Genomic DNA, 14,715 nt, shown 5'->3' with positions numbered 1-14,715 from the left:
GTAAGAAAGCGTGATGGGGAAAGGAGCAGGAAAATGAAATTCAAGGGCGCATTACTGCTGTGTCTGCTGCTGGTGGGATGCGATAAACCCAATGATACGCAACTGGTCACCGAAACCGGACGCGAACTGCAGCGCACCATCGATACCAACCCAATGCGTATCACCTGTGAAAAGATCGCGAAGGGTCGTGAATGGCTGAGCCGCAACATGGTGCGTAAGCTGGAAGCGCAGGGTTGCGATCAGGTCTTTCGCAGCGCCACCGAAACCAATTTCACGGATAGCACTATTTATCGCCGCACCATGACTATGGTGTGCGGTGGCATTCATGGTCAGAGTTTTACCGGTACCGAACTGACACGCCGGTTTATCTTCTCACCCGATGAGAAAGTGCTGGTGATTGAACCGATGACCGAAATGGATAAAACCCGCTTCGAAGGCCATAAAACGCTGCAACAGCTGCAGGATGATTTTAACCGGCAACAGCAGCAATATTGCCAGTGATCACTCCGGCACCGCCTGCTTCAGCTGTGCCAGTGAACAGCGTAACCGCCAGATAATCCCCGCCAGCTCGCTGGCCTCATTGCTTTCCAGTGCCAGTAACGCGGTGATGGTCTCCTCCAGTTGCGTCAGCATCCGATCCAGCGAGCTGTGGCGCACGCCGCGGCTGCTGATAATCTGCTGTAAGTCTTGCAGGCAGTGATCGCGAAACCCCATCAGTGCGGCTGAACCGGCGCGCCATTCACGCAGCTGCCAGACGATATGCGAGCAGTTGAGCAGCACCACGCCCCAGCGCAGTAGCCAGACGCGTGCCTGCTCGTCCCGGCTGTGACTGAGCTGGCTGATGCGGTGGTAAATCTGCGATTCGAAGCGGCTCTCGCTGAGCCGGGGCCGCTGCCGCAGCTGATCGAGAAACGCCAGCCGCAGCGCCCGGATATGCCGTCGGCTGCGCCGCGCATCAGAGCTGGGTCGCAGAATCTGGAACGCCAGCCAGGCGAGCAGCACCCCGCAGACTTTGGCGATGTTATCGTTAAAGAAATCCTGATAATCCCAGGAGGGCGGGTTAGTCACCGCAATAAACGAACCCATAAAGACGATGAACTGTCCCCACATCCCGGCGCGCTGCTTCTGCTGCAGCTTAAAGAGTTGCAGCGTCACCAGCAGCGGGAACAGAAACAGCAAAAACTGCCACAGCTGACTGATCTGCACCATCAGCCCAAACTTCATCACAAAACTAAACGCAAACAGCCACAGCAGGGTCTTCAGCAGCAGCGTGACGCTGCCGCCAGGTGAAGGTGATGAAGCGTAGAGCACACAGGCTATGGCGGTTAAGGTGAGCGCGGCGGCACCGGAAGACCATTGCGTATTGATCCAGAAGGCGCAGCCCAGCACGATAACGCTGAAGGTACGCAGGGCGCTCCAGCCCGCCTCGGCGCTGTCACTGTCGCGCGCCAGCGCCGGAACCGGCGGTGGCTGAAAACGGGTGTCGGCATCGGCGCGATCCAGCAGGCGGATCCAGCGCTGCACGTTGAGGTACATCCAGCAGAAGTAGCGCAGCCGCTGACAAAAAGCGCGCTGCCGGTAGTCGCCATCCGCTGCCGGGGTCACGCTGCGCAGGATTTGTGCCAGACGATATTTATCACACGCCGGTTTCGCCAGCTCCGCCATCAGTTGTTGCAGCGCCTCAAACAGCGCCTCAGGCGCGTCGGGCCAGTTCAGCAGCATGCGTCGCAGGCTGGAGAGCACGCTGGTGAGTCGCAGCTGCTGGTGCAGCACATAGTTCAGCACGTTGTTCTGTCGGCGAAAGCGGTAGTGGCTCCAGAACGCCTGAATCCGCAGCAGATTCATAGTCAGAATCTGGCTGATGACATTTTCATGCGCGGTCCGGATTGTCTCGCTGGCTGAGGGCTGCAGCAGTAACACCGCATGTTCCAGCAACCGGGCATGCATCTGTTTCAGTGAGGTAATCAGCGTCTCACCATCGGAGGTACTCGGCAGTACCATCATCATCAATCCGGCGCAGAGAATGCCGGAGATCACCTCGCAAACCCGTGCCTGAGCGATAGTCCATAGCGAGGTGATATCGGTGATATTAACGCTGCTAAAGGCGATGATGGCGGCGGTGTAGCCCGCCAGCGAAAAGGCGTAGGCAACGTTATTCTGGTAGTGATTCGCTATGCCGGTACAGAGCGCCAGCCAGCCGGCAATGGCAAAGGTAAACAGCCACGGCTCATTAAGCGTATGTCCGGCGATCAGCAGCGCGGCGCTGGCCCCCATCAGACTGCCAACAATGCGCCCCAGACTTTTACTGATCGCGCCGCCGACGGTGGGAAAGCTAATAACGGCGGCAGAGGTCATTGCCCAGTAGGGCTCATCCAGATCCAGTGCGTAGGCGATGCTCAGCGCCAGGCACATCGCAATAGCGTTGCGCAACGCATAACGCCACTGGCCGGCGTTCGCCTTAATCCAGGGCAGTTGATCCCAGGCCAGCCACTGAAAATTCATGGCTGGATGGTGATGGTGCAGCTGGTTCCCGCCACCAGGTCTGCATCGGCAGGAAGCGGGTCGAGACGAATACGCACCGGCACTCGCTGCGCCAGCCGCACCCAGGGCACGTTAGGTTTGATATCGGGCACCAGGCCGCTGTCGGTCTCAATGCTCTGGTCATAGATGGCGCGGCCAATGCTATCCACCTGACCCTGCAGCCGCATGCCATTGCTGTAGAGCACCACCTGGGCCGCTGCGCCTGGGTGAATATGGCGCAGTTTGGTCTCTTCGAAGTAGCCCATTACGTAGTAAGAGTGGCTGTCGACCAGGGCAAACAGAGGCGAACCCGCGGTGGCATAGTTGCCGGGACGCAGCGTCAGATTGGTGATCCAGCCATCCGCCGGTGCGGTCAGCGTCGTCTGCTGCAGATTCCAGCGCGCCCGTTCCCACTCCGCCTGTGCCGCTTTGGTGCTGGCGGCCGCCGCGCCGGCGCTTAATCGCGCGGCATCAAGGTCCTCTGCAGAGATGATGTTGCGCGGCAGGCTGCTGCGACGGTTAAATTCATGCTGCGCTTTCGCGAGATCCGCCTGCGCTTTGCTGAGCTGGGCGGCGGCATTGTCGAGCGCGATCTGCCACGGCACCGGGTCCAGCGTTAACAGCTGCTGGCCCTGATGCACAAACTGATTGTCTTTGACCTTCAGTTGCGTAATTCGTCCCGACACCTGAGGCGTGATATCCACCAGCTCTGCCCGTATTTTCCCGTCACGGGTCCAGGGCGACTGCATGTAGTAGTTCCAGAGCCAGCCACCGGCCAGCAGCGCCAGGGCAAACACAATCAGCGTGGAGAAGTATTTTACCGCGTTAAATTTCATATCGATTATCCGTGACCGATGAGCCAGAGTGCGGCGGTAACGCACAGCACAAACAGGGAGAGATCAAACAGGGTGGGATGCCAGACATCGCCGGAGTAGATCCAGCCACGCACCAGAGGGTGGATCAGCAGCCAGAAAAAGAAGCCGAGGATCACCGCTTTGAATATCGGCGGAAAAAACAGTGAGGCGCCCACCACCAGATCGGTCAGCGGATTCGCACCTGAAAAAGCAGGAGTGAGCACGTGATAACATCCTTCGTTAACCCAAACAGCAGACTGAAAGCGCTGCCACGTTATCGTGGCCTGGTCCGGGATTTGTAATTTGTCCTGTAAACTCGCAGAATAGTGTAAAATCTGGCTTGATAGCTAGCAAGCTAATTATAAGGAGATGAAATGGATACGCCCCTCGGAACGGATTTATCTCGCCTGGTGCGCATCTGGCGCGCGTTGATTGATCAGCGGCTGAAGCCGCTTGAGCTGACTCAGACTCACTGGGTGACGTTGCACAATATTCATCAACTGCCGCCCGAACAGTCGCAGATTCAGTTAGCCAAGGCGATTGGTATTGAACAGCCTTCGCTGGTGCGCACGCTGGATCAGCTGGAAGAGAAAGGATTAATCACCCGTTCGACCTGCGCCAACGATCGTCGTGCCAAGCGCATTAAGCTGACGCAGCAGGCCGAGCCGATAATCGAACAGGTTGAGAGTGTGATTGATGAGACGCGGGACGACATTTTGTCCGGCATCAGTCGGGAAGAGATCAGTCAGATGGTGACGCTGATCGCCCGGCTTGAGAAAAACATTCTCGAACTTCAGCATAAAGAGAAATAAAAAAACCGACGCCCAGGCGTCGGTTTTTTGTTTAGCTTCATTAGCGAGGTGAAACCGTCACCTGGCTGCCGTTGGATGCCATCACAACGCGCTGGCCAACAGAGTAACGCGTGGCGGCCTGTTTCTGAACCACCATGATGGTGTTGCCATCATCCTTACGGATTTCCAGCTCAACGCCATCGGTTTTATTGACTGCGCCCTGTACGCCCTGGCCTGCTACGCCACCCAGAACCGCACCACCGGCTGTCGCCAGGCTACGTCCGCTGCCGCCACCAATGGTGTTACCCAGGAAGCCACCCAGCACCGCACCACCGATAGCACCGATGACATTGCTCTCATCGCCGCCCTGGATTTTCACCGGACGTACTGAGACTAAGGTACCGTACGAAACGCTCTGCACCTGCTTAGCTTCACTGGCACTGTAGGTATCACCCGACAGCGTACTGGTATTGCTACAACCTGCCAGCATCACACCGGCCAGAGCGACCACAATTACACGCTTGATCATTTGAAACTCCTTTAGTCGAGAAGGTGCCACGTTTACCGCTGTATCCTGCTCACAGTATAAGACACAAACCTGGCAAATTAATCCCTGTCCGAATAAAACACGGCTGGACGAAGCATAGACTATGCAGGATCAACAATAATTCAATCGTGGACTAAAAATAGTCCCATTACGTTATCAGTCAGCACGATTGGATAAAAAGAATTTAATCATAGAATTAGCGATCATTATTTGTCAGGCTAACCGCAGATGAATCGCACCTCCCGCCGGAAGTAAGGAATGGCTATGAAATCAGGACGCTATATTGGGGTAATGTCAGGCACCAGCCTGGATGGAGTGGATGTGGTGCTGGCTGCCATTGATGAAAATATGGTGGCGCAGCAGGCGAGCTACTGCCATCCGATGCCACCAGAACTGCGTCAGGCGATTCTGGCGATATGTCAGGGACAGTCCCTGACGCTGTCGCAGCTCGGCCAGCTTGATACCCGCCTCGGCCAGCTGTTTGCTGAAGCGGTAGTGACATTAATGAAGCGCGAATCGCTTGACGCCAGCGATATCACGGCGATTGGCTGTCATGGTCAGACCGTCTGGCATGAGCCGCAGAGTGACGCACCCAATACACTGCAGATTGGCGATCATAATCAGATCGTGGCGGCCACCGGCGTCACCGTGGTAGGAGATTTCCGCCGCCGTGACATGGCGCTGGGCGGGCAGGGCGCGCCGCTGGTGCCTGCCTTTCATCAGGCGCTGCTGATGGATGCTACTGAACGCCGCATGGTGCTGAATATTGGCGGCATCGCCAATCTCTCGCTGCTGATCCCAGGTCAGCCGGTGCGCGGCTTCGATACCGGCCCCGGCAATATGCTGCTGGACGCCTGGATCTGGCGTAATCAGGCTCAGCCGTATGACAAAGATGCGCAGTGGGCGCGCAGCGGGTCGGTGATTCCGGCACTGCTGGAGGCGCTGCTACGTGAGCCCTGGTTTGCGTTGCCGCCGCCGAAAAGCACCGGGCGCGAACACTTCAACCTCAGCTGGCTGGAGCAGCATCTGCGCTATTTCCCGGGTCTGGCTGCGCAGGATGTGCAGGCTACGCTGGTCGAGCTGACCGCCATCACCATCACGCAGCAGGTGTTACTCAATGATGGCTGCGACCGTCTGCTGGTGTGTGGCGGCGGCAGCCGCAATCCGCTGCTGATGGCGCGACTGGCAGCGCATCTTCCGGGAACGGAAGTAACGACTACCGATGCGGCGGGTGTCAGTGGTGACGATATGGAAGCGCTGGCGTTTGCCTGGCTGGCTTTCCGCACGCTCTCCGGCCTGCCAGGTAATCTGCCTGCGGTAACGGGCGCACGGGAAAAAAGCGTGATTGGCGCAATCTTTCCGGCGAATTCACTCTATCGACGCTAAGCGCGGAGTCGGGGGCAATCTGCCCCCGCAGGATTACAGGTGGCCGTCAGGCGGCGCCGGAGAGATGCGTCAGGTTGCGAACGCCAGTAATCACCGAGGCAACCATGGTTTCACGTCGGGTAATCACCTCAACCTGATAAAACCGGCTGCGGTAGGCGATGGAATAGATAACGGGATGGTACTTATTACCTTCTCCGTAGCGGGAGTAGTGCGCTTCAAGCGCACGGGTCGCTGCGAGAATATGGGAGGGTTCTTTATCACCGCGGATGATTTGCTTCATTCAGTTCCTCAAATGCTGTCCCTGGAGTCACGTCGCACGCATGGCGCGTAGCGCTGGCCTAAACACTGAACATCTGACTGCTAAACATTTAATCACTGACTGGGTAATGACTGACTCTGCCGCGGGAAGATGACAGAAAGATGATCCCCCGGGGCTGTTAACTATTTAGCAGCCACCGGGTGATCCAGGAAGGCAGGAAATCGCAAATCCATCCAAATCGCAGAGGCGGTCAGATCAGCTCCGGCCAGGCTACGGCCGCAACGCCATTGAGTACAGGTTTTGAGAACAGAAAGCCCTGAAACTGGGTCACGCCTGCCGCTTCAAGCCACATCCACTCTTCCGGCTGTTCAATACCCTCGGCGATAACACCGATCTCCAGCGAGGAGCAGCATTTCAGAATGGCATGAATGATCGCCTGCTTCGGCCCACTTTTATGCACATCAGCGATGATGGTTCGGTCGATTTTAATCTTGTCAGGCTGAATGCGCGTCAGCAGCGACAGGCCGGCAAAACCGGCACCGAAATCATCCAGTGCCAGGCTGATGCCGGCCGCCTTCAGCTGCCTGATGGCGGCTTCAAAGGCCTCAGGCTGCGAGATAATTTCATTCTCGGTGAATTCAACCATGATCTGCTCTGGCACCAGTCCCTGCGCAGCAATCTCATCCAGCAAAAACGGGACGGCGTCGGGCACTTCCACCAGCGTCATCGGCAGCAGATTGATCGACAGAGTCATGCCCTCAATCCCCAGCTGCTTCACCTGGGCGAAGGCGATCTTTTTCGACCTCAGATCGAGCTGATAGAGCTGCTCACGTGACAGTCGGGCAAAATAGTCGAGCGGCGATTCTCCCTGCGGGCCGCGCAGCAGCGCTTCCAGCGAGACGATTTCGCAGGCGAAGGGGTCAACGATCGGCTGAAAAGCAAAGCTGACCTCATCCGCAGCCACCAGCGATGCCTTGCCTTCACGCTGTTCTGACTCGTCACGGATAAACGTCCAGCCGCTGGCAGCAGGGATCTCAAAATAGTTCTCTTTTTCCCGCGCTTCGACAAAGGTGCGCAGGAACTGCAGTGCGCGATCGGCATAGGTCATCTGATACTTTGTGGTGCACTTTGCCAGCACCGCCTCCAGTACCGTCTCTTTATCATGCAGTCGCAGATCGAACAGCTCCATACCGACGTGGCCAAAACGGCGTGCCGGGGCGTAATCGCGCAGCAGTTCGACCAGATTATGGTGGCGTGGATCCTGGCAAATCCGGCTGTAAACTGCATTGACCGCCGCCTCCGGACCTTCCAGCAGCTGGAAAAAATGCGTGCCATTGAATAATAAAATTCCGGTGACGCTTGAGGATTTATTGATTTTATTCGCTTTCCGCGCCAAACCATTCAGGATCTCAAGCGGCACATGTTCAGTAATGTGGCTGCGATAGATGATTGTCGACAACATAAAGGTTTCCGGAATTTTTTATTTTTTGTTATGGCACCTTACCAGAAGCTTCTTCCGGGGAAAACGAGGGCCAGTACGTCTTTCTCACTCTGACTCTGTTTTAATCAACCGGCAGCGTGGTATTGCCCGTTCCCAGAGAGCGCTGCATAAAAACGGTATCCAGCCAGCGACCCTGTTTAAAACCTACCGAGCGCAGGATACCTGTCATCTCAAAGCCTGCGGCGCGATGTACGGCAATCGAGCCCTGGTTCTCGCTGTCGCCGACGTTGGCGATCAACTGGCGGAACCCTGCCTGCTCAGCCCAGCGGATTACATGGTTTAACAGGCGCGAACCGGCTCCGCGCTTCTGAAATCCGGGATCGATATAAATTGAGTCCTCCAGCGTATGCCGGTAGGCATGGCGCTGACGATAAGGCGTCAGATAACAGAAACCACGCACTTCTCCGTCGCTGACGGCGATAAACCACGGCAGGCCCGCCTGCTGAATCTTCCGCATCCGCTCGCCAATTTCTGCCGCGTCGGGCGGCACTGTCTCAAATGAGCCGGTGCCGTTAAGGACATGCCAGGCGTAGATCTGCTGAATCGCCGTGATGTGGCGTTCATCTGCCTCAAAAATTTCCATTATGCGGTTTTGCCCCGAAAGTCTGCACCTGGTGGAAAAACAACGGTATAGCGGGCGATGTGAGGGCGCAATATAAATATTACGCGCTCATGAAATTTTATGAGTGCGTCGTTCTCCAGGATTATTCCTGGCAGGAAGCAGATAAAAAATCACGTCGGTTTAGTGCCACTACTGAATGGTAATTAAGCCTATTCTGAAAACAGCATCAGCCGGATGATCCGGGCCGGCGTTAAGGCTATTATCGTCGCGGTTCTGATGAGGTTGATTTATTAACTGGAGGCGCAGCGTGATGCGATTTGTTGATTTTCTGAATAGTAAGCAGGGGCTGCGTGCAGCAAGAAATCACTGCTTTGAATTAAATGGTGTGGTACTGGGCCATTTTACTGCGTTATTCCTGCATGATAACCAGATTATTTTTACCAAAGATGGTAAGCAGTGTGCTGTGCCTTATTATCTGGGTCCCGAAGAAGATTTGCTTCAGCAGAAAATAAATCCACGCATTAAAAATATCCGCGCGATCTGAACGTCATCCGCGATGAGCTTATCGCTTCAGCCAGAACACCCGCGTAATAGTTTCTCATTAACCGGGCGATAATATTGGCGCTGTCTGATAAATAGCATCAACGCTGTTTTTACCTTCCCTGTTTCTGCCAACCCATTCGTTTACACCTGCTTATTTACCCGACTCGCTGCTGTTCTGCGCGGGCACAATAAACAGCAACAGCAGGGCGCTGACCGCAAACAGCGTTAATGCCGTACTGGCACCCAAAGAGGCATAGAGCTGACCAAACAGCAGCGATCCCGCTACCTGGCCCACCGCCAGCATAAAAAACAGGATGCCGACGCCGGTCGCCGGATCTTCAGCAGTGGCGCGTGCGCCCCACACCAGCAGCACGCCCGATAGCGTGACGTAACCTGCGCCACAGCAGGCAACCGCGATCGCTAAGCCGGTGGATTCGCCCCGACTCCAGGCCAGCACCAGCAGTGGCACTGCCATCCCGCACAGTGAGAGCCGGTATACACCCTTCAGCCCGATACGGGCAGCGACCGGTCCGGTTGCCGCACCCACGATGCCTGCGCCTCCGGCAATCAGCCAGAGTAAGCGGGCGGTCTCCTCATCAACACCGACATGCTGTCGCAGCAGCGCTGACCCAAAGCTCCACCAGGCTGCACTGACCAGACCCGAAATCAACGCAATACTCATCAGACGATGCATGGAGCGGCGATACAGGCGCTGGTGCCAGTGACGTACTCTGGTGGGGCGGCTGGCGGCGTGACCCGATAACACGCGCATCACCGGCAGCACACAGGCCAGCGACAGCAAAGCGAACAGCAGACAGGCGGCACGCCAGCCGCCGGGCAGAACGCTCAGGATGACCACCGTCAGGATAATGCCCGCGCTGGTGCCGGCATTGATCAGGGTATTGATGCGCGGCTGACCCGCAGCAGGGATTCGATCACTGACCGCCGCCGCCAGGGCTGGTGAAGCCAGACCGGCACTCAATCCGGCAATAAAGAGTCCGGCCGCCAGCAGCAGCGTTGATGAGGCACAGGCGAGCAGCAGCAGACCCGCTGTCGCACTGAGTGAGGCCAGCAGCGCCGTCAGCCGGGTGCCATAGCGATCTGCCAGCGCGGCTGCGGTAAGAATAGTGAGGCAATATGCCACAAAGCTGCAGGCTGACAGCATACCCGCCTGCTGCGGGTTGAAGGGGATCTCCGCTGAGATAGCGGGCAGCATCAATCCCCACGAGAAGCGCGCCATGCCATAGGTCACGGCGATCAGGCTGAAGCCGGTCAGCGCCAGCGCGATGGGCGATCTCATCCTGTCGCCCTGTTCTGAAGTAACTGACTGACGACCTGCGCCGCCTGTTGAGCAGCGGCGGGACCGGTAATCAGCGCCGTGGTAATGGCACCCTCAAAGAGTATCCAGATAGCATCACTCAGCGACTTATCTTCAGCACCGCGCAGATGCGTCACACAATGGGTGATATAAGCCCGCATCGTGGCCCGGAAGGCTAGCGCCTGAGCGGCCAGTTCACTGTCCCGCTCGGCATACTCTCCCCAGGCTTTAAGAAAGAAGCAGCCACGGGCACCGTTCGCTGCCGTCCACTCGCCCAGCACCCTGAACAGATGCGCTATCGCATCAGGCTGTTGCGGTGGCAGCAGATCGGCCATAAAGCGCTGCTCGCGCGCGTCGAGTACCGCTGCGGTCAGCGCTTCGCGTGAGGCGAAGTGATGATAGAGCGTGCGGGTAGAGACGCCCGCTTCGCGACAGATATTGTCGGTGCTGGTGGCGTGGAAACCGTGGGTGTAGAAGAGCCGCTCGGCGGCCTGGATGATATCGTTTCTCTTTTTCATGCTTTAAAAGTAAACCGATCGTTTTACTTTTTCAAGCCGGTCGCTGTTAATTACGCCCGCTGGTATTGATAAATCCCTGATGCCAGGGGAGCTGGCGTTCCGCTTAAAGGCACGCTGTGCACCACTTTCACTCTTATTCAGGTTCAGTTTATCAATACTCATAAATACCCCTGCGGGGATGATATTTTTCAGCTTCTGCTCTAATCATATCTGAGTAGCGCGTCACCCCTGGCGCGCAGGTTGATTTTATAAGGTATTGTTTTTAAGGTATTGTTTTGGTTTTTGCTTTTTTAATGATGCATTAGCAGTATAAATGTAAGCGGGGCGACAGTGAGGGTGAGGGCGTTACAGCGCTTGGAATGCCTGAAGCGACATAAGCAATGAAAAAGGGCATATTCTCAAAGTCAGCCAGACTCACGCAATAAAGTGGTTTTAGGGATAATTCTCAGTTAGTTTAATAAAGCTTCAGATTACAAAAAAAACCTCTTACGAATTTTGGTTCGTTTTTTAAGATACATACAGCAACTATCAGGATGACTACCATGCTCAAAGCCAGCTACTATTATCTGTGCCCGCGTCCCATGGGTGGATGGATTTTACACAAAGAAGGTTGCGTTAATCTGTCAAAGAACGATAAACGCGTTTTTATTGGTTCGCTTTATACCCGCCAGCAGGCGCTGGCCGTGGCGAAAGTCCATCACGCTAATGCCATACTCTGTAATGCCTGCCTGAGCACTTTTATTTGCCCGACCAGCAGCACGGCAATTAAACCGGCACGCGCGGCAACGCCAACCCGCCATACGCCAAAACATTAATTTGTATGCAGGCAGTTATTGTTCTGCTGTGGCAGAAGGATAATAAAGGGAATTAATGCTGCGGGCCGGTTAGAATAAAAAAAGGCAGCGTAAAGACGCTGCCCTGTTCTTTATTTAAGCCTGTTTAGGCTGGCCATTTGAAGCGGTAATTCCGCCATCAACCGGCAGATTAACGCCGGTAATATAACTGGCTTCATCGCTGGCAATAAAGAGAATGGCACGGGCGATATCATCCGCTTCACCGGCCCGGCGCAGTGGAATACGGTCGTAAAAGCGCTCCAGCAGCGCCTGATCCTGTTTGGCATCTTCGGTCAGATCGGTAAAGGTAAAGCCGGGACAGATTGCATTGACTCGTACGCCATCTGCGCCGTAGTCCATCGCCAGCGCACGGGTGAAGTTGGTAATCGCCCCTTTAGCCGCGTTGTAGATGCTCATGCCCCAGTCGCCGCCTAAACCGGAAACGGAAGAGATGTTAACCACGTTGCCTTTGCTCTTTAACAGGGCAGGCATGAAATAGTGTACGCCGTGGAAAACCCCATCAAGGTCAGTTTTCATCAGGGTTTTCCATGCGTCGAGGTCGACTTCATGAATGCGGCCCTGCACGATGACGCCGGCGTTATTTACCAGTACGTCAACACGGCCATACTTCTTCAGCACGGTTTCTGACAGCTGTTTAACCTGTGCGGCTTCTGAGACGTCGCAGGCAGCAACCAGGTGATCGCCTGGCGTCATGTCGGCCAGCGTCTCTTCCAGTTTCTGCGCGGTACGGCCCACCAGCACCACTGATGCACCCTCTTCAGCGAAGCGTTTTGCGCTGGCTTCGCCAATGCCGGATCCGGCACCTGTCACAACCACAACTTTCTGCGTAAATCTGGACATTATGCCTCCTTTTCAGCATCAATTCTCACTGTTAACAACCGGTTAAGCCTGGCAGCGATCGCCAGAAACACAAGCGCAGCGCGAAATGCGCTGCGCCAGATGACTGCTTTTTAACCGGGTGAGCGGCTATGGACGTCTGAACAGGGCGAAGCTGCGTCCTTCCAGTTCGAAATCCTTCTCTTTGGTGATCACCAGACCGCGCTTCGCGGTGTCGCTGGTGGTCAGTTCCAGCACCCAGCCGCCTTCACCAAACTGCGGGATCTGGAACGGTACATTGCCTTCAAACGGATTGAACAGCATCAGGACGTCGTGCCAGATGCCTTCCTCGGTCTGGAGGTCCGGTCGGCCGATATAAACCCCCAGCGTTGATCCCTCATCCCACTGCTCAGCCTGCTGGAAGCCGCCACCGGCGTTAAACCATTTGATATCCATGCCATCACGCCAGTTTTCACGGCGCAGTAACGGCTGCTGAGCACGTAACGTCAGGATCTGGCGGGTGAACTCGCGCAGCGCCTCGGCAGATTCCGGCAGGTTATCCCAGTGTACCCAGGAGATTTCGCTGTCCTGGCAGTAGCCATTGTTGTTGCCCATCTGGCTGCGGCCAAACTCGTCGCCCGCCAGCAGCATTGGCGTACCGTGTGAGAAGATCAGCGTGGCGAGGAAGTTGCGCTTCTGACGCTCACGCACCGCGTTGATGCCTTCATCATCGGTCGGGCCTTCAACCCCGTAGTTGTAAGAGCGGTTGTCGTTGTGGCCGTCGTTGTTGTCTTCGCCATTCTCCGCGTTATGTTTGTCGTTGTACGACACCAGATCGTTGAGGGTGAAGCCATCGTGCGCGGTGATAAAGTTGACGCTGGCCCATGGACGACGACCATGCTGATCGTAGAGATCGCCGGAACCCAGCAGGCGGGCAGCAAAGTCTGTGGAGACGTTGTTGCCTTTCCAGTAGTCACGCACCGTATCGCGATACTGATCGTTCCATTCTGCCCAGCCTGGCGGGAAGCTGCCCACCTGATAGCCGCCCGGACCGATATCCCAGGGTTCACCGATCAGCTTTTTCTGCGACAGGACCGGGTCCTGCATGATGGCATCGAAGAAGCCGCCGCGCGGGTCAAAACCATCAGGCTCGCGACCGAGAATGGTACCCAGATCGAAACGGAAGCCGTCGATATGCATTGATTCTGACCAGTAACGCAGCGAATCGAGCACCATCTGCAGCACACGCGGATGCGAGGTGTTGACGGTGTTACCGGTACCGGTGTCGTTGATGTAATAGCGATGCTGGTCTGGCAACGTACGGTAATAGGAGAAGTTATCGATGCCTTTAAACGACAGCGTTGGCCCCAGCTCATTCCCCTCGGCGGTGTGGTTGTAAACCACGTCGAGGATCACCTCAATACCGGCATCATGGAAGGCTCGCACCATGTCACGGAAGCCCTGAATGCCGCGCGGCCCAAAGTAGCGGGTGGCGGGGGCAAAGAAGTTCAGCGTGTTATATCCCCAGAAGTTTTTCAACCCTTTATCCAGCAGGTGCTGGTCATCCGGGAACCAGTGTACCGGCAGCAGTTCGACCGAGGTAATGCCCAGGCTTTTGATGTAGTCGACGGTCGATTTGTGGCTCATGCCGTCAAAGGTGCCGCGCATTTCAGGTGGCAGGGCGGTGTTGAGCTGCGTGAAGCCCTTAACGTGGGTTTCATAGATGACGGTTTTCGGCCACGGCACATTCGGGCGGTTTTTATCCTGCCAGTCGAATTCGTTGGGATCGATCACCCGGCACTTTGGCGTAAACGGCGCGCTGTCGCGGCTGTCGAAGGTCAGATCTTTATCGTCATGATAGAGATCGTAAGCGAAGTGCGCCTCGTTCCACGCGATGTCTCCCGCCAGTTCACGGGCGTAGGGATCGAGCAGCAGCTTGTTCGGGTTAAAGCGATGACCATTTTCCGGGTCATAAGGGCCATAGACGCGATAGCCATAAAGCGCGCCGGGCTGCAGGCCCGGAATATAGCCGTGCCATACTTCATGGGTATATTCCGGCAGCTCCAGACGGGCAATTTCCGTTTTACCGCTGGGATCGTACAGACAGAGTTCAACCCGCTCGGCGTGGGCGCTGAACAGGGCGAAGTTCACGCCCTGACCATCAAAGTTGGCCCCCAGTAAATGGCTGTATCCCGCCGTAATTTCAAAACGCTGACTGTTTGACATTTATGCCTCGTTATTCAATG

At 56.0% G+C, this 14,715-nt stretch carries 16 protein-coding genes; 5 read left to right on the top strand and 11 right to left on the bottom strand.

The features are described from left to right. Nucleotides 1-33 precede the first annotated feature (33 nt). A complete protein-coding gene (locus ACXKZD_RS10755; RefSeq protein WP_010245563.1) occupies nucleotides 34-501 on the top strand; it encodes a hypothetical protein in 468 nt (155 codons plus the stop codon). On the opposite strand, the gene ACXKZD_RS10750 is transcribed toward ACXKZD_RS10755, so the two are convergent. The 3 genes from ACXKZD_RS10750 to ACXKZD_RS10740 are packed head-to-tail and all read right to left on the bottom strand — an operon-like array spanning nucleotide 502 to nucleotide 3,598. Beyond that, a complete protein-coding gene (locus tag ACXKZD_RS10750) occupies nucleotides 502-2,502 on the bottom strand; it encodes an FUSC family protein (RefSeq protein ID WP_182499986.1) in 2,001 nt (666 codons plus the stop codon). It lies immediately after the preceding gene. Beyond that, nucleotides 2,499-3,356, bottom strand: a complete 858-nt coding sequence (locus tag ACXKZD_RS10745) for an efflux RND transporter periplasmic adaptor subunit (protein WP_050680540.1) — start codon at nucleotides 3,354-3,356, stop codon at nucleotides 2,499-2,501. The genes ACXKZD_RS10750 and ACXKZD_RS10745 overlap by 4 nt, the downstream gene beginning before the upstream one ends. 5 nt (nucleotides 3,357-3,361) lie before the next feature. Further along, nucleotides 3,362-3,598 (bottom strand): DUF1656 domain-containing protein, encoded by a 237-nt coding sequence (locus tag ACXKZD_RS10740; RefSeq protein WP_010245554.1) that lies wholly within the window; start codon nucleotides 3,596-3,598, stop codon nucleotides 3,362-3,364. Between the two features lie 150 nt (nucleotides 3,599-3,748). On the opposite strand from ACXKZD_RS10740, the gene slyA reads away from it, so the two are divergent. After that, on the top strand, nucleotides 3,749-4,186 hold the full coding sequence (gene slyA, locus ACXKZD_RS10735; protein WP_010245551.1) for a transcriptional regulator SlyA: 438 nt from the start codon (nucleotides 3,749-3,751) through the stop codon (nucleotides 4,184-4,186). Between the two features lie 40 nt (nucleotides 4,187-4,226). Here slyA and slyB read toward each other — a convergent pair whose 3' ends face one another. Further along, nucleotides 4,227-4,694: an outer membrane lipoprotein SlyB gene (gene slyB, locus ACXKZD_RS10730; RefSeq protein ID WP_010245548.1), complete on the bottom strand. Its 468-nt coding sequence runs from the start codon at nucleotides 4,692-4,694 to the stop codon at nucleotides 4,227-4,229. A 282-nt stretch (nucleotides 4,695-4,976) separates the two neighbouring features. On the opposite strand from slyB, the gene anmK reads away from it, so the two are divergent. After that, entirely contained in the window at nucleotides 4,977-6,098 is a 1,122-nt protein-coding gene (gene anmK, locus ACXKZD_RS10725; protein ID WP_033767108.1) for an anhydro-N-acetylmuramic acid kinase, read from the top strand. 46 nt (nucleotides 6,099-6,144) lie between these two features. On the opposite strand, the gene ACXKZD_RS10720 is transcribed toward anmK, so the two are convergent. The 3 genes from ACXKZD_RS10720 to ACXKZD_RS10710 all read right to left on the bottom strand — a co-directional run bounded on the left by ACXKZD_RS10720 (nucleotide 6,145) and on the right by ACXKZD_RS10710 (nucleotide 8,441). Further along, nucleotides 6,145-6,378, bottom strand: a complete 234-nt coding sequence (locus tag ACXKZD_RS10720) for a DUF4060 family protein (protein WP_010245542.1) — start codon at nucleotides 6,376-6,378, stop codon at nucleotides 6,145-6,147. A 229-nt stretch (nucleotides 6,379-6,607) separates the two neighbouring features. Continuing rightward, a complete protein-coding gene (locus tag ACXKZD_RS10715) occupies nucleotides 6,608-7,819 on the bottom strand; it encodes a diguanylate phosphodiesterase (protein WP_488981596.1) in 1,212 nt (403 codons plus the stop codon). Nucleotides 7,820-7,919: 100 nt separating this feature from the next. Then, nucleotides 7,920-8,441, bottom strand: coding sequence for a GNAT family N-acetyltransferase (locus tag ACXKZD_RS10710; protein WP_488981595.1), 522 nt, complete (start codon nucleotides 8,439-8,441; stop codon nucleotides 7,920-7,922). Between the two features lie 289 nt (nucleotides 8,442-8,730). On the opposite strand from ACXKZD_RS10710, the gene ACXKZD_RS10705 reads away from it, so the two are divergent. Continuing rightward, a complete protein-coding gene (locus tag ACXKZD_RS10705; RefSeq protein ID WP_010670048.1) occupies nucleotides 8,731-8,964 on the top strand; it encodes a hypothetical protein in 234 nt (77 codons plus the stop codon). Nucleotides 8,965-9,114: 150 nt separating this feature from the next. On the opposite strand, the gene ACXKZD_RS10700 is transcribed toward ACXKZD_RS10705, so the two are convergent. Together ACXKZD_RS10700 and ACXKZD_RS10695 are read right to left on the bottom strand one after the other, a co-directional pair. Then, on the bottom strand, nucleotides 9,115-10,263 hold the full coding sequence (locus ACXKZD_RS10700) for an MFS transporter (RefSeq protein ID WP_187499999.1): 1,149 nt from the start codon (nucleotides 10,261-10,263) through the stop codon (nucleotides 9,115-9,117). Continuing rightward, nucleotides 10,260-10,799, bottom strand: coding sequence for a TetR/AcrR family transcriptional regulator (locus ACXKZD_RS10695; protein ID WP_033757510.1), 540 nt, complete (start codon nucleotides 10,797-10,799; stop codon nucleotides 10,260-10,262). The genes ACXKZD_RS10700 and ACXKZD_RS10695 overlap by 4 nt, the downstream gene beginning before the upstream one ends. Before the next feature lie 542 nt (nucleotides 10,800-11,341). Between ACXKZD_RS10695 and ACXKZD_RS10690 the strand changes: the two genes are divergently transcribed. Continuing rightward, a complete protein-coding gene (locus ACXKZD_RS10690) occupies nucleotides 11,342-11,614 on the top strand; it encodes a hypothetical protein (protein ID WP_010245525.1) in 273 nt (90 codons plus the stop codon). Between the two features lie 114 nt (nucleotides 11,615-11,728). Here the strand turns inward: ACXKZD_RS10690 and budC are convergent, their stop codons facing one another. Together budC and glgX are read right to left on the bottom strand one after the other, a co-directional pair. Beyond that, nucleotides 11,729-12,493: a meso-2,3-butanediol dehydrogenase gene (gene budC / locus ACXKZD_RS10685; protein WP_010245522.1), complete on the bottom strand. Its 765-nt coding sequence runs from the start codon at nucleotides 12,491-12,493 to the stop codon at nucleotides 11,729-11,731. A 126-nt stretch (nucleotides 12,494-12,619) separates the two neighbouring features. Further along, a complete protein-coding gene (gene glgX, locus ACXKZD_RS10680; protein WP_010245519.1) occupies nucleotides 12,620-14,695 on the bottom strand; it encodes a glycogen debranching protein GlgX in 2,076 nt (691 codons plus the stop codon). Between the last annotated feature and the right edge of the window lie 20 nt (nucleotides 14,696-14,715).

The sequence above is a fragment of the Pantoea sp. ABR1s genome (genome assembly GCF_057812235.1).
Note: the sequence above shows the minus strand (reverse complement) of the source record. Positions and strands in the feature narration are given on the sequence as shown.

Bases quoted from the DNA above. Each gene is read 5' to 3' on its own strand.
- ACXKZD_RS10695 (WP_033757510.1), bottom strand. From the start codon at position 10,799: ATGAAAAAGAGAAACGATATCATCCAGGCCGCCGAGCGGCTCTTCTAC.
- ACXKZD_RS10755 (WP_010245563.1), top strand. From the start codon at position 34: ATGAAATTCAAGGGCGCATTACTGCTGTGTCTGCTGCTGGTGGGATGC.
- ACXKZD_RS10750 (WP_182499986.1), bottom strand. From the start codon at position 2,502: ATGAATTTTCAGTGGCTGGCCTGGGATCAACTGCCCTGGATTAAGGCG.
- ACXKZD_RS10700 (WP_187499999.1), bottom strand. From the start codon at position 10,263: ATGAGATCGCCCATCGCGCTGGCGCTGACCGGCTTCAGCCTGATCGCC.
- slyA (WP_010245551.1), top strand. From the start codon at position 3,749: ATGGATACGCCCCTCGGAACGGATTTATCTCGCCTGGTGCGCATCTGG.
- ACXKZD_RS10690 (WP_010245525.1), top strand. From the start codon at position 11,342: ATGCTCAAAGCCAGCTACTATTATCTGTGCCCGCGTCCCATGGGTGGA.
- ACXKZD_RS10720 (WP_010245542.1), bottom strand. From the start codon at position 6,378: ATGAAGCAAATCATCCGCGGTGATAAAGAACCCTCCCATATTCTCGCA.
- ACXKZD_RS10710 (WP_488981595.1), bottom strand. From the start codon at position 8,441: ATGGAAATTTTTGAGGCAGATGAACGCCACATCACGGCGATTCAGCAG.
- ACXKZD_RS10705 (WP_010670048.1), top strand. From the start codon at position 8,731: ATGCGATTTGTTGATTTTCTGAATAGTAAGCAGGGGCTGCGTGCAGCA.
- anmK (WP_033767108.1), top strand. From the start codon at position 4,977: ATGAAATCAGGACGCTATATTGGGGTAATGTCAGGCACCAGCCTGGAT.
- ACXKZD_RS10715 (WP_488981596.1), bottom strand. From the start codon at position 7,819: ATGTTGTCGACAATCATCTATCGCAGCCACATTACTGAACATGTGCCG.
- slyB (WP_010245548.1), bottom strand. From the start codon at position 4,694: ATGATCAAGCGTGTAATTGTGGTCGCTCTGGCCGGTGTGATGCTGGCA.
- glgX (WP_010245519.1), bottom strand. From the start codon at position 14,695: ATGTCAAACAGTCAGCGTTTTGAAATTACGGCGGGATACAGCCATTTA.
- ACXKZD_RS10745 (WP_050680540.1), bottom strand. From the start codon at position 3,356: ATGAAATTTAACGCGGTAAAATACTTCTCCACGCTGATTGTGTTTGCC.
- budC (WP_010245522.1), bottom strand. From the start codon at position 12,493: ATGTCCAGATTTACGCAGAAAGTTGTGGTTGTGACAGGTGCCGGATCC.